The following is a 12542-nucleotide window of genomic DNA, read 5'->3' on the forward strand; positions in this document are numbered from 1 at the left end:
GCGGGGCTTTTTGCTGCCGCACGCGCGTCACGCCGGGGCGGGGTGCCTTGGGATCAGGACAGCCGCGCCGGAATCAGCCCGCGCAAGGCATTGCCCATCAGGATGCGTCCGTCCTCCAGATCGTCGGGCCGCAGCACCGCTTCCCGTGCCCGCCCCGAGGCCAGCAGCGACGCCCGCAACACTCCCGGCAGCAGCCCGCAATCCAGCGCAGGCGTCAGCAGCCGACCCTCGCGCTCTAGAAACAGGGTGGTGATCGTCCCTTCGCAAATCTCGCCGCGTTCGTTCAGCAGCAGCGCCTCGTCCACCGCCCCAGGCAGGGCGGCGCGCGCCGCGTCATAGCCGGGCCGGTGCGAGGTCTTGATCCGCAGCCAGGGATCGCTGCTGGACAGGCGGACATCGGCAATCCGCAAAAGCCACAGGGGTGGATTCGCGGCCAGCGGCTGATGCGTCAGCGCCACCGCCCCCGCCGCGTCCACCGTCAGCCGCGCCCGCAGAACCTGCCCGCGCGGCAGCCCGGCCAGCACCGCCGAGACCCGCCCCTCGTCCAGCGGAAAGCCCACCGCCGCGCAGTCCCGCCGCAGCCGGTCCAGATGCAGCGGCCACAGCTGGACCCTGCCATCGGGTTCGGCCCGCATGGTCTCGATGACGGTCAGGCCTGCGGGGAGAGGTTCAGAAATGCGGCCTTGCACAATGCCTCCTGCCATTCCGATCCGGCGCGGCTGTCATGGGTGATGCCGCCGCCGACATTCAGCCGCAAGCGGTCGGGGGCCTCCAGGACGGGCGTACGGATCGCCACCGAAAAGCGCATCGGTCCGGCCGGGTCGATCCAGCCAATGGCCCCGCAATAGACCCCGCGCGGCGCCTGTTCCAGTTCCGCGATGATCTGCATCGCCCGGATCTTCGGCGCCCCGGTGATGGATCCGCAGGGAAACAGCGCCGCCAGGATCGCCGCCAGACCGACGCCCCCCGCCAGTTGCCCGGTCACGGTCGAGGTCATCTGGTGGACGGTCGCATAGGTTTCCACCTGAAACAGCGACGGCACCCGGACGCTGCCGGGCATACACACCCGCGACAGATCGTTGCGCAACAGATCGACGATCATCAGATTCTCGGCCCGGTCCTTGTCCGAGGCCGACAGGGCCGCAGCCAACGCCCTATCCTGGGCCGCGTCGACGCCGCGCGGCGCGGTGCCCTTCATCGGCCGCGTCTCGATCCGGCCGGCGCCGTCGACCGCAAAGAACAGTTCGGGGCTGCGCGACAGGACGATCGGACCGCCCAGATCGACGAAGGCGCCCTCGCCCACCGGCTGGCGCGCGGCCAGGGCGGCATGGATCGCCAGCGGATCGCCCGAGACTCGCGCCTGCATCGGAAAGGTCAGGTTCACCTGGTAACAGTCGCCCGCGGCGATATAGGTGCGCACCGCCCGCAAGGCAGCGTCGTATCGCGTGCGGCCCCACAGCGGCTGCGGCGCGCCGATCACCACGCCAGCCGGATCGGGCAAGGGCGGGGCCGGGCGCGGCGCGTCGAAAACCCCCATCAGGATCAGCGGCGCCTCGCGGTCCGAAGGCATCAGCGGCGCCAGCTTGGGGGTCAGCGCGTAGCCCAGTTCATAGGACAGATAGCCCGCCAGCCACAGCCCACGCGCCCGCGCGGCCTCGATTGCGGCCAGGGCCGGGCCGACGCCCGCGGCGGTATCGGCGCGGATCACCGTTTGCGGCGCGGCAAACAGCGTGCCGCCGGGAAGGGGGCCGTGGTCGAAGCGGACCTGGTTCACCTGGCGGCCTTGGCCTTGGCCGCCAGGTCGCGGGCGATGGCGAAGGCGCCCTTGATGCGGTCGGCATCCGTCGCCCAATCGCGGCGCACGAAGATCTTGTTGCCGTCCACTTTCGCGTCGCCGCGCTGATCGGTCAGGAACTCGACCAGCCCCGCCGGATTGGCGAACTTGTCGCCGTGGAACTGCACCGTGGCCCCCTTTGGCCCGGCATCCAGGCGCGAGATATTCGCGCGCTTCGCCATCGCCTTGATGCGGATCACCAGCAGAAGCGTATTCACCTCTCGCGGAAGGGGACCGAAGCGGTCGATCAGCTCGGCCGCGAAACCCTCCAGCTCGACCTTGGTGGTCAGGCCGGACAGGCGGCGGTAAAGGCCCAGCCGAACGTCCAGATCGGGGATATAGCTTTCCGGGATCGTGACCGGCACGCCGAGGTTGAGTTGCGGCGCCCATTCGTCCTCGGGCGTGCCCTCGATCTCGCCCGATTTCAGCTTGGCGATGGTTTCCTCCAGCATCTGCTGGTAGAGTTCGAAGCCGACCTCCTTGATATGGCCCGACTGCTCCTCTCCCAGCAGGTTGCCCGCGCCGCGCAGGTCAAGGTCTTGGCTGGCGAGGTTGAAGCCCGCGCCAAGCCCGTCGATGGACCCCAGGAATTTCAGCCGCCGCATCGCCTGCGGGGTCAGCGGCTGGCGCGGCTTGGTGGTCAGATAGCAATAGGCGCGGGTCTTGGACCGGCCCACCCTGCCCCGAATCTGGTAAAGCTGCGCCAGGCCGAACATGTCGGCCCGCCAGACGATCATGGTGTTCGCGGTCGGGATGTCCAGGCCGCTTTCGACGATGGTGGTCGCCAGCAGCACGTCATGGCTGCCGTCGTAAAATGCGTTCATCCGCTGGTCCAGATCGCCCGCCGCAAGCTGGCCATGGGCGACCAGGTAATTGATTTCCGGCATGTTCTCGCGCAGCCAGTGCTCCACATCCGGCAGGTCGGACAGGCGCGGGACCACGAAGAAGCTTTGCCCACCGCGATATTTCTCGCGCAGCAGCGCCTCGCGGATCGTCACGCTGTCGAATTCGCTGACATAGGTGCGGATCGACAGCCGGTCCACCGGCGGCGTGCCGATCACCGACAGGTCGCGCACGCCGGTCAGCGACAGTTGCAGCGTGCGCGGAATCGGCGTGGCGGTCAGGGTCAGGACGTGGATGTCGCTGCGCAATTCCTTGAGCCGTTCCTTGTGGGCGACACCGAAATGCTGTTCCTCGTCGATGATCAGCAGGCCCAGGTTCTTGAAGCGCACCCCCTTGGCCAGCACCGCATGGGTGCCGACGACGATATCCACGCTGCCGTCCGACAGCCCGGTGCGGGTCGCCGCCGCGTCCTTGGCGGACACGAAGCGCGACAGGGGCCGCACGGCGATGGCGGTGCCGCGAAAGCGTTCGGCGAAGGTCTTGAAGTGCTGGCGGGCCAGCAGCGTGGTGGGCGCCACCACCGCCACCTGCATCCCCTGCGACGCGGCGATGAAAGCCGCGCGCATCGCCACCTCGGTCTTGCCGAAGCCCACGTCGCCGACGATCAGGCGGTCCATGGGGCGGCCCGCCGCCAGATCCTCGGCCACGTCCTCGATGGCTGAAAGCTGGTCCTCGGTTTCGCTATAAGGGAAGCGGGCGGCGAAGGCCTGCCAGTCGTGATCCTCGGGTTCCAGCACCGGGGCGGGTCGCAGCAGGCGTTCGGCGGCCACCCGCATCAGCTTGTCGGCGATCAGCTTGATGCGTTCCTTGAGCCGCGCCTTGCGCGCCTGCCAGGCGCCGCCGCCCAGCTTGTCCAGCAGGCCTTCCTCGTGGCCATAGCGCGACAGCAGCTCGATATTCTCGACCGGCAGGTAAAGCCGGTCGCCGCCCGCATATTCCAACGCCACGCAGTCATGCGGCACACCCGCGGCCTTGATCGTCTCAAGGCCCGTATAGCGCCCGATGCCGTGTTCGACATGGACGACCAGATCGCCCGGCGTCAGGCTGGTCGTGTCGCGCAGGAAATTGTCGGCACGGCGGCGCTTCTTCGCGCCCCGGATCAGCCGGTCGCCCAGCACGTCCTGTTCCGAGATCACCGCGAGACGGCCAAGCGCCTGTCCCTCGGCCACGAAACCCTCGTCCAGGGGCCAGACCGCCAGCCCGACCGTGCCCGGCTTGTCGGGCATGTCGCGGATATCGCCGATGTGCTTGGCCCCCGCCAGACCCTCATCGGCCAGAAGGCCCGACAGACGGTCGCGGGCGCCGTCCGAGAAGCTTGCGACAATGACCCGATGGTCCTTGGAAAGCGCCTTCACATGATCGGCCAGGGCCTTGAACAGGTTGATGCTTTCCGCCTGACGTTCCGGCGCGAAGTTGCGCCCCGCGCGGCCGCCCGCATCCAGCACCCCCGGTCCCGGCGGCTGCGGCAGCACCGCCAGCCGCAGCAGGCGATGCGCCGCCAGCCAGGCCGTCCACTCGTCGTCTGAAGGGAACATCGCCTCGGGCGGCACGGGTTTATAGACCGTGTCGCTGCGGCCCTTGGCGGCCATCGCGGCCTTCCGCGCCTCGAACTGTTCTCGGATCATGCCGCGCCGGGCGTCGATCACCTGGCCGATATGATCGTCCAACACCACCGAGGCGCCGGGCAGATAGTCGAACAGGCTCTCCATCCGGTCGTGGAACCAGGGCAGCCAATGTTCCATCCCCGCCGTCTTGCGGCCCGCGCTGACGCTTTCATACAAGGGATCGTTGGTGCCGCCGCCGTATTCCGTGCGATAGTTCTGGCGAAAGCGGGTGATCGCGTCCTCGTCCAGGATCACCTCGGACATGGGCGCAAGCTCGATCCGCGACAGCTTTTCGGTGGTGCGCTGCGTTTCCGCGTCGAATCGTCGGGCGCCGTCCAGAACGTCGCCGAACAGATCCAGCCGCACCGGGCCGGATTCGCCGGGCGGGAAGATGTCGATGATGCCGCCGCGCACGGCATAGTCGCCGGGTTCGGTCACGGTGGGCGATTGCGCGAAACCCATGCGCACCAGGAAATCGCGCAGCGCGGCCTCGTCGATGCGGTCGCCGACGCGGGCGGTGAAGCTGGCGCCCCGCACCACGTCGCGCGCGGGCACCCGTTGCAGCACCGCGTTCAGCGTCGTCAGCAGCACGAACGGCCCCTGGATCGCGCCCTGCGCCAGCCCGGCCAGCGTCGCCATCCGCGCCGCCTGAATATCGGGCGAGGGCGAAACGCGGTCATAGGGCGTCGTGTCCCAGGCCGGGAAATCCAGCACCGCCAGATCGGGCGCCAGGAAGGCAAGTGCCGCCCGCATCGCGGCCATGCGGCGGTCGTCGCGGGCGATGTGGATCACGGGGGAACCGCGCGCGGCCTCGCGCGCGATCAGGGCGGCGTCATAGCCTTCGGGCGCGCCGGAAAGGATCAGGTGTTCGGCCATGGGCGTGAGGTAAAGCGCCGCGCGGCGGAGTCAAGGTCAGAACCCATAGGGATGGATCACCGACCACAGCGCGCCCCACAGCGCCGTGACCGCCACCGCCGCCATGGACAGGACCGTGACCAGCCGCCGGTGGATCACCATCCGCCTGACCGCCTGGGACGCCGCCTCGGGGATGGGCTGGGCGCCCTGCTCGGCCGCCTCCAGCAGCGGGACAAGACGGCGCGCCAGCGCGATCCGCATCCAGAACAGCGCCGCCAGCGGCATCAGCAGCAGAAAGGACGCCAGCGCCAGTTCAAGGTCATAGCCGATGCCCATGATCGCCAAGGACGACAGCGCGAAGCCGGTCGCGGCCAGGAAGCACGCCCCCTCTCGCCTGCCCAGCCGCCAGCGGGGCAGCACCAGCGACAGCCAGTCCAGCAGGTGCAGGACCACCGGGGCATCGCCCTTGCCCTCGACCAGGGCGGCGCGGGCGCGGGACAGGATCTCGACCGGGACGCCGATCACGCTGCGGCCCGTCAGCGACCAGGTGCCGATCACGACCAGCCAATACCAGACCGTGCCGAACGACCGGCTGTCCAGAAACCCGATCAGACTGTTGAATTGAGGCACGCGGGCTTCCTTGTCCTTGGTCGCGGGCGACCTTAGAACGGCAGTCGCCAAAGGAAAAGCCGCCCCGAAGAAGGAAACCCGCCATGCCGACGCCGATCATCGCCCCCTTCCCCGCCGCCCGGCTGCGCCGGCTGCGCCGCACCCCCGCGATCCGCGCGATGGTATCGGAATGCGACGTGACGCCCGCCAACCTGATCTGGCCGATCTTCGTGACCGAGGTGTCGGGGGCCGAGGGCGAGATCGCCTCGATGCCCGGAGTCGAGCGGCTGACTCTGGACGGCGCGCGCCGGGCGGCGGAACGGGCCGCGACGCTGGGCATCCCGGCGATCTGCATCTTTCCCCATTCAGATCAGGATCTTAAGACAGAAACTTGCGAACGGGCCTGGGATCCCGACAATATCGGCAACCAGGCGATCCGCGCCGTCAAGGAAACCGTGCCCGACCTGGCGGTGATGACGGACATCGCGCTGGATCCCTATAACGCCAACGGCCATGACGGCATCGTCGTGAACGGAGAGATCCTGAATGACGAGACGGTCGAGGCCTTGGTCCGCATGGCCCTGGCCCAGGCGGAAAGCGGCGCCGACATCCTGGGGCCAAGCGACATGATGGACGGCCGCATCGGCGCGCTGCGCGGCGCGCTGGAACAGGCGGGCCACAAGCATGTGGCGATCCTGTCCTATGCGGCGAAATTCGCCTCCAGCTTCTATGGCCCGTTCCGGGACGCGGTGGGCGCATCCGGGCGGCTGGTGGGCGACAAGAAGACCTATCAGGTCAACCCCGCCAACCGGGGCGAGGCGATCCGCTGCGTCGCCCGCGACTTGGCCGAGGGCGCGGACATGGTGATGGTCAAGCCGGGAATGCCCTATCTGGACATCTGCCGCGCCGTGAAGGACCAGTTCGGCGCGCCGACCTTCGCCTATCAGGTCAGCGGCGAATACGCGATGCTGGAAGGCGCGATCCGCAACGGCTGGCTGTCGCGGGACGCCATGTTCGAAAGCCTGCTTTGCTTCCGCCGGGCGGGCTGCGACGGCATCCTGACCTATTTCGCGCCGCTGGTGGCCGAGGCGTCCAAAGGCTGAAACTCATCAGAAAAAAATGCGGATTGACCGCTGATATCCGCATTCCCAATAAAAAGAATAACACGAGAAAAAACCGAGTCAAAATAAAACGAAATAGCGATGAACTTCAACCAATACGGGTAAATATTAGTTTTATATTTATTATTGGGCGAAACTGAAGGCACGGGGTTCTGTGGGCGACTTGCCGCTATGGCGCATCACCGGCAGGTGACAGGCCCGGAAAAATCTCCTAGGTCTCGGGCGACAGCGCCATGCGCATGCAGAGATGAGGGCGACAGAATGAACGATGGAAACCGGATCACCCGGCGCGGCGTCCTGGCCGGAGGCGCCGCCGCGCTGGCGGTTGCCGGGTGCAGCAATGCCGTGGGCACCAATGCCGGGGCGGAACTGGATGCGCGGGTCGATGCGACGCATCAGTATCTTGTCCAGAACTACCCGTCGGCGCAAGCCCTGGTGCAGAACGCCAAGGGCGTCCTCTACATGCCCCTGATGACCGAGGCCGCGCTTGGCTTCGGCGGCGCCTATGGCCAGGGCGCGCTGAGGATCGGCGGGGCGACGGTGGACTATTATTCCGCCACCCGCGCCACTGTGGGTTTCCAGGCGGGCGCGCAGCAATACGCGCATGTGCTGATCTTCCAGACCGATGCCGCGCTTGCGTCTTTCCGCGCCTCGCCGGGCTGGCTGGCGGGGGCCAATGCCTTCTATGCGATCCCCCAGGGCGGCATGGCGCTTGGCGCCGACACGATCACCGCGCAGCTGCCGGTCGTGGCGATGATCTTCGGCCAGGCCGGGCTGATGGCGGGCGCGTCGATCGAGGGCACGAAATACACCCGCATCATCCCCTCTGAACTCCCGACGCTGGGCTTCGGCGGCATGGGCCTGCCGCAGATGGGCCGCCGCTAACCCGAGGTCAGGTGCCGCAACCCGTGCGTGACATCGGCGCGCACGGCCAGCCGCAGGGCGGGTTCGTCGCCCGCCCGCAGCGCGGCCAGGATCATGCGGTGATGGCGGGGCGGCTCGTTCCGCTTCACCCGGCCGTAAAGCGCCCGCATCGTCGGTCCCAGTTGCAGCCAGATCGTTTCCAGCATCGCCAGCATCGCCGGGGCCTGCGCGCGCAGATACAGCATCCGGTGGAATTCCAGGTTGCAGCGGATATAACCCACGGCGTCGTGGTTCTCGACCGCGTCGGCGATGCGCGCGTTCATCTGCGCCAGCCGGTCGATCAGCGCGAAATGCGCGCGCGGCAGGGCGCGGGCGGCGAGTTCGGGTTCGATCAGCGCGCGCAGGGCCGCCAGTTCCTCGATCCGGTCGTCCGACAGCGCGGGCGTGGTGACGCGCCCTGACGCGGACAGCGTCAGCGCCCCCTCGGCCACCAGGCGGCGCACCGCCTCGCGCGCGGGGGTCATCGACAGGTGGTATTCGCGGGCGATGCCGCGCAGGGTCAGCGGCTTGCCGGGGGGCAATTCGCCCAGCATGATCCGGCTGCGCAGGTTGCGGTACAGCTTCTCGTGGGCGGAAGGATCGGCGGGGCGGGCTGGGGCGTTCATGGTGCGTTTGTGATCACAAACCGCGCACTCGTCAATCCCCCGTGGGATCGCGGAACTGCCAGGCCATCAGGTCCGGCCCGTGCCGCCGCAGCCAGTCGCGGTGGCGCGCATAGTCGGGCATCAGCCCCGCTACTGCCGCCCAGAAGCGCGGCGAATGATCCATGTGGCGCAGATGCGCGACCTCGTGGGCAGCGACATAATCCAGGACCACGGGCGGGGCCATCGCCAGCCGCCAGGAGAACATCAGCCGCCCGTCCGCCGTGCAACTGCCCCAGCGGGACCGCGTGTCGCGCAGGGCGATGGCCCGATAGCTGCGGCCAAGCGCCACGGAATAACGGTCGCAGGCCGCGCGCAGGCGCGCCATCGCCTGGTGCTTCAGGAACGCCTGCACCACCGGCCCCGCCGGACGGCCCGCGGGCAGCAGCAGCGCCTCGCCCTCGACCGACGCGGCGCGCACCGAGGCCGGGGTCAGCACAAGCGGCACCCCCGCAACCGGCACCGCCGCGCCGTGCTGCACGATGCTGGGCGGGGGCCGCCGCTGGGCCGCCTGCAACAGCCAAGCCGCCTTCGATTCGGCGAATGCGGCGCCATCGGACAGCGGGGCGCCCACGGGCAGCGTCAGCACCACCGGCCCGCCGTCGCGCGGCACCCGCAGCGTCATGCGCCGCGCGCGGGCCGAGCGCCGCCAGGTGATCCGCATCCCGTTGCCGATGGTGAACGCCTCGGCCATCCCGCGCCTGCCCTTGCCCCGTCCGCCGGTTGCTGTCGAAAGCCTTTGACACCCCCGTATGCCTGTGGCAGGGGGACCACCGAAATTCCCTAAACGCGGCGGAAGGAGAATGCCATGCCCAAAGAGGAATGGGGCACGAAACGCCTGTGCCCGCACTGCGCGACGCGCTTTTACGACCTGCGCGCCAATCCGATGACCTGCCCCGCCTGCGGGAACACCTTCACGCTGGAAAGCCTGACGGACTCGCGCGGCAAGACGCTGGTCACCGAAAAGACCGCCGCCCGTGAAGACGACGACCTGGTCGACGACGACGAGGATCTGGGCGACGACGCAGGCGAGCTGGACGACGATCTGCTGGAGGAGGACGACGACGACGGCGACGTGTCGCTGGACGAAATCGCCGATGTCCCGGAAAACGACGACGATTGATCCGAAAAAGGCCGGTCCCAGACCGGCCTTTGTTCTTTTGCGGGGTCAGCCAAGCCTGTAGTTCGGGCTTTCCCGCGTGATCTGCACGTCGTGGACGTGGCTTTCCTTCAGCCCAGCCCCGGTGATGCGGACGAACCGGCAGTTCTTGCGCATCTCCTCGACCGTGGCGCAGCCGGTATAGCCCATCGCGGCGCGCAGGCCGCCGACCAACTGGTGGATAACCGCGCTGGCGGAACCCTTGTAGGGCACCTGACCCTCGATCCCCTCGGGGACCAGCTTGTCGGTCGCCGCGTCCTTCTGGAAATAACGGTCGGCCGAGCCGCGCGCCATGGCGCCCAGGCTGCCCATGCCGCGATAGGATTTGAAGGACCGGCCTTGGTACAGGATCACCTCGCCGGGGGATTCGTCGGTGCCGGCGATGGCGCTGCCGACCATGGCGCAGCTGGCTCCCGCCGCGATGGCCTTGGCGAAATCGCCCGAGAACTTGATGCCCCCGTCGGCGATGATCGGCACCTCGCCCGCAGCGGACGCCGCATCCATGATCGCCGTCAGCTGCGGCACGCCCACGCCCGCGACGATCCGCGTGGTGCAGATCGAGCCAGGCCCGATGCCGACCTTGACCGCATCGGCCCCGGCGTCGATCAGCGCGCGCGTCCCCTCGGCCGTGGCGACGTTACCGGCCACCACCTGCACCTCGTTCGAGAACATCTTCACCCGTTCGACCGCCTTGGCGACCCCTGCGGAATGGCCGTGGGCGGTGTCGATCACCACCATGTCCACGCCCGCGTCGATCAGGGCCTGGCTGCGCTCATAACCCTCGTCGCCCACGGTCGATGCGGCGGCGACGCGCAGGCGGCCCAGATCGTCCTTGCAGGCCAGGGGGTTCAGGACCGACTTTTCGGTATCCTTCAGCGTCAGAAGGCCCGTCAGCTTGCCCTGCCCGTCGGTGATCAGCAGCTTTTCGATGCGGCGTTCCTTCATCAGGCCGATGGCCTGCTGGCGGTCGGCCGGTTCGGTCAGCATCGCCAGATTGTCCGAGGTCATGACCGCCCGCACCGGCGTCCGGTCGTCGCTGGCAAAGCGCATGTCGCGGTTGGTGACGATGCCCACGACGCGGCCCTGGTCGTCCACGACCGGAAAGCCGGTGACGTTGAAGCGTTCCTGGAACGCCTTGGCGTCGCCCACGGTCTGATCGGCGCACAAGGTGATCGGGTTGTAGACGATGCCCGATTCGAACCGCTTGACGCGGCGGACCTCGTCGGCCTGCTGTTCGGCGGTCAGGTTGCGGTGGATCACGCCCATGCCCCCTGCCTGGGCCATGGCGATGGCCATGCGGCTTTCGGTGACCGTATCCATGGCGGATGACAGCAGCGGGATGTTCATGGCGATGGCGCGCGTCACGCGCGTCGTCACATCGGCGGTCGAGGGCATGACCGTGGATGCGGCGGGGACCAGAAGCACATCGTCAAAGGTAAGCGCCTCACGAATCTGCATGGGGTGTCCTTGCGGCAAGTTCGTTTGGCAGTTTCCCCTTTCACGGGCCGGGATGTTTGTCCAGTGCGGCGAGGCGTTTTTGTTTCGGATAATTCCCCGATCCGGGACAACCGAAAGTTGCTGCAAAGACACGCGGGGCACACGCATTGGGCATCGACGCCGCGTCATATTGCACCATTAATTGATTCGTAGAACATCGGCGGTAAAGCTCGAATCCAGCGGCCGCATGGCTGCCAAGGGAGGGAACTATGAAAAAAATCATGACTGGCGGCGCGGTTCTGCTGATCTCTGCGTCCCCGATCGTCGCGGGCGGGATCGAACGGGCGCCGCAGTCCCTGTCGGTGCTGTTCGAACAGGGGAATTACGCGGAACTCAGCTTCGGCGGCGTGGATCCGACGGTTAAAGGGCAAGACGTGGCGCCGGCTGCCATTGGCGGACCTTTCAATACGGGCGACGTGGCGCAGGGCTATGGCTTCGTGGGACTGGCCTACAAGCACCAGTTCACCGACAACCTGTCGGCTGCCTTCATCATGGAGCAGCCGTTCGGCGCAGACATCCTGTATCCCGTAGCGCCCGCCGGATCGGTCGTCCTGGGCGGAACGCGGGTCGAGGTCAATTCGACCACCTTCACGGCATTGGCCCGCTACAAGTTCGAGAACAATTTCTCGATCCACGGCGGGATCCGCGCGTCCAGGGCCGATGGCGGCGTGACCCTGGACGGGGCGGGATACAGCAGGATCGCACCGCCCTATGACCTGACGATCGACGACGAATGGGGCACGGGCTATGTCATCGGCGCGGCCTATGAGATCCCCGAGATCGCGGGCCGCGTGTCGCTGACCTACAACTCTCCCATCGACCACGATTTCGACATGACCGAGACGGGGGATGTCATCCTGGGGGCGACCGGCGGCCTGACCGATACCATCTCGGGACGATACACGGTCAAGACGCCGCGCAGTTGGACCCTGGAGGGCCAGACCGGCATAGCCCAGGGCACGCTGGTCTTCGGTTCGATCCGGTGGGTCAAGTGGTCCGAGTTCATCGTGGACAACGCCGTCTTCCCGATCAACACCGGCACTGGCACCGTGCCCCTGGTAGAGGTCGAGGATACGACGACCTACACGATCGGCGTCGGTCGCAAGTTCACCGAGAACTGGTCCGGCTCGGTTTCGTTCCTGTATGAATCCAGCGAGGGGGACACGGTGTCGCCGCTTGCCCCCACCAACGGGCGCAAGGGCATCACGCTGGCGGCCATCTACACGATGGACAACATCAAGGTCACGACCGGCATCAACTATACCAGGCTGGGCGGTTCGGACCTGGGCATCGGGGAGACCGGCAACAAGACCAAGGTCGCCACGATGGACGACAACCATGCCTGGGGCGTGGGCGTCCGCATCGGCTACAGCTTCTGACCCCCCTGCCACCGCG

At 67.6% G+C, this 12542-nt stretch carries 11 protein-coding genes; 4 read left to right on the plus strand and 7 right to left on the minus strand.

The features are described 5' to 3' along the window. Positions 1–53: 53 nt before the first annotated feature. Genes PARHAE_RS10510 through PARHAE_RS10525 form a run of 4 tightly spaced genes read right to left on the minus strand, consistent with a single transcriptional unit; the run spans position 54 to position 5826 of the window. On the minus strand, positions 54–635 hold the full coding sequence (locus tag PARHAE_RS10510; protein WP_126154669.1) for an aminotransferase class IV: 582 nt from the start codon (positions 633–635) through the stop codon (positions 54–56). Between the two features lie 14 nt (positions 636–649). Continuing rightward, the gene (locus PARHAE_RS10515; RefSeq protein ID WP_164555214.1) at positions 650–1774 is read right to left on the minus strand and encodes an aminodeoxychorismate synthase component I; all 1125 of its coding nucleotides are present in this window, start codon (positions 1772–1774) and stop codon (positions 650–652) included. Beyond that, positions 1771–5217 (minus strand): transcription-repair coupling factor, encoded by a 3447-nt coding sequence (gene mfd, locus PARHAE_RS10520; protein ID WP_126154568.1) that lies wholly within the window; start codon positions 5215–5217, stop codon positions 1771–1773. The genes PARHAE_RS10515 and mfd overlap by 4 nt, the downstream gene beginning before the upstream one ends. Positions 5218–5253: 36 nt before the next feature. After that, positions 5254–5826 (minus strand): hypothetical protein, encoded by a 573-nt coding sequence (locus tag PARHAE_RS10525; RefSeq protein WP_126154569.1) that lies wholly within the window; start codon positions 5824–5826, stop codon positions 5254–5256. A gap of 83 nt (positions 5827–5909) precedes the next feature. On the opposite strand from PARHAE_RS10525, the gene hemB reads away from it, so the two are divergent. Next, complete coding sequence (gene hemB, locus PARHAE_RS10530) at positions 5910–6908, plus strand: porphobilinogen synthase (RefSeq protein ID WP_126154570.1); 999 nt, start codon at positions 5910–5912, stop codon at positions 6906–6908. A 279-nt stretch (positions 6909–7187) separates the two neighbouring features. Next, a complete protein-coding gene (locus PARHAE_RS10535; protein WP_126154571.1) occupies positions 7188–7811 on the plus strand; it encodes a lipid-binding SYLF domain-containing protein in 624 nt (207 codons plus the stop codon). On the opposite strand, the gene PARHAE_RS10540 is transcribed toward PARHAE_RS10535, so the two are convergent. Together PARHAE_RS10540 and PARHAE_RS10545 are read right to left on the minus strand one after the other, a co-directional pair. Beyond that, complete coding sequence (locus PARHAE_RS10540) at positions 7808–8455, minus strand: GntR family transcriptional regulator (RefSeq protein WP_126154572.1); 648 nt, start codon at positions 8453–8455, stop codon at positions 7808–7810. The genes PARHAE_RS10535 and PARHAE_RS10540 overlap by 4 nt on opposite strands. Positions 8456–8486: 31 nt before the next feature. Further along, positions 8487–9185 (minus strand): M48 family metallopeptidase, encoded by a 699-nt coding sequence (locus PARHAE_RS10545; RefSeq protein ID WP_126154573.1) that lies wholly within the window; start codon positions 9183–9185, stop codon positions 8487–8489. A 114-nt stretch (positions 9186–9299) separates the two neighbouring features. Between PARHAE_RS10545 and PARHAE_RS10550 the strand changes: the two genes are divergently transcribed. Beyond that, entirely contained in the window at positions 9300–9614 is a 315-nt protein-coding gene (locus PARHAE_RS10550) for a TIGR02300 family protein (protein WP_126154574.1), read from the plus strand. A gap of 45 nt (positions 9615–9659) precedes the next feature. Here PARHAE_RS10550 and guaB read toward each other — a convergent pair whose 3' ends face one another. Then, positions 9660–11108 (minus strand): IMP dehydrogenase, encoded by a 1449-nt coding sequence (gene guaB / locus PARHAE_RS10555; protein ID WP_126154575.1) that lies wholly within the window; start codon positions 11106–11108, stop codon positions 9660–9662. Between the two features lie 248 nt (positions 11109–11356). On the opposite strand from guaB, the gene PARHAE_RS10560 reads away from it, so the two are divergent. Beyond that, positions 11357–12526 carry an OmpP1/FadL family transporter gene (locus PARHAE_RS10560; protein ID WP_126154576.1) on the plus strand — a complete coding sequence of 390 codons (1170 nt, stop codon included), beginning with the start codon at positions 11357–11359 and terminating at the stop codon, positions 12524–12526. The last annotated feature ends 16 nt before the right edge of the window (positions 12527–12542 follow it).

Source organism: Paracoccus haematequi (assembly GCF_900631945.1).
Classification (GTDB): domain Bacteria; phylum Pseudomonadota; class Alphaproteobacteria; order Rhodobacterales; family Rhodobacteraceae; genus Paracoccus; species Paracoccus haematequi_A.

Coding starts and splice junctions, on each gene's coding strand:
- PARHAE_RS10550 (WP_126154574.1), top strand. CDS start 9,300: ATGCCCAAAGAGGAATGGGGCACGAAACGCCTGTGCCCGCACTGCGCG.
- mfd (WP_126154568.1), bottom strand. CDS start 5,217: ATGGCCGAACACCTGATCCTTTCCGGCGCGCCCGAAGGCTATGACGCC.
- PARHAE_RS10545 (WP_126154573.1), bottom strand. CDS start 9,185: ATGGCCGAGGCGTTCACCATCGGCAACGGGATGCGGATCACCTGGCGG.
- guaB (WP_126154575.1), bottom strand. CDS start 11,108: ATGCAGATTCGTGAGGCGCTTACCTTTGACGATGTGCTTCTGGTCCCC.
- PARHAE_RS10510 (WP_126154669.1), bottom strand. CDS start 635: ATGCGGGCCGAACCCGATGGCAGGGTCCAGCTGTGGCCGCTGCATCTG.
- PARHAE_RS10535 (WP_126154571.1), top strand. CDS start 7,188: ATGAACGATGGAAACCGGATCACCCGGCGCGGCGTCCTGGCCGGAGGC.
- PARHAE_RS10540 (WP_126154572.1), bottom strand. CDS start 8,455: ATGAACGCCCCAGCCCGCCCCGCCGATCCTTCCGCCCACGAGAAGCTG.
- PARHAE_RS10560 (WP_126154576.1), top strand. CDS start 11,357: ATGAAAAAAATCATGACTGGCGGCGCGGTTCTGCTGATCTCTGCGTCC.
- hemB (WP_126154570.1), top strand. CDS start 5,910: ATGCCGACGCCGATCATCGCCCCCTTCCCCGCCGCCCGGCTGCGCCGG.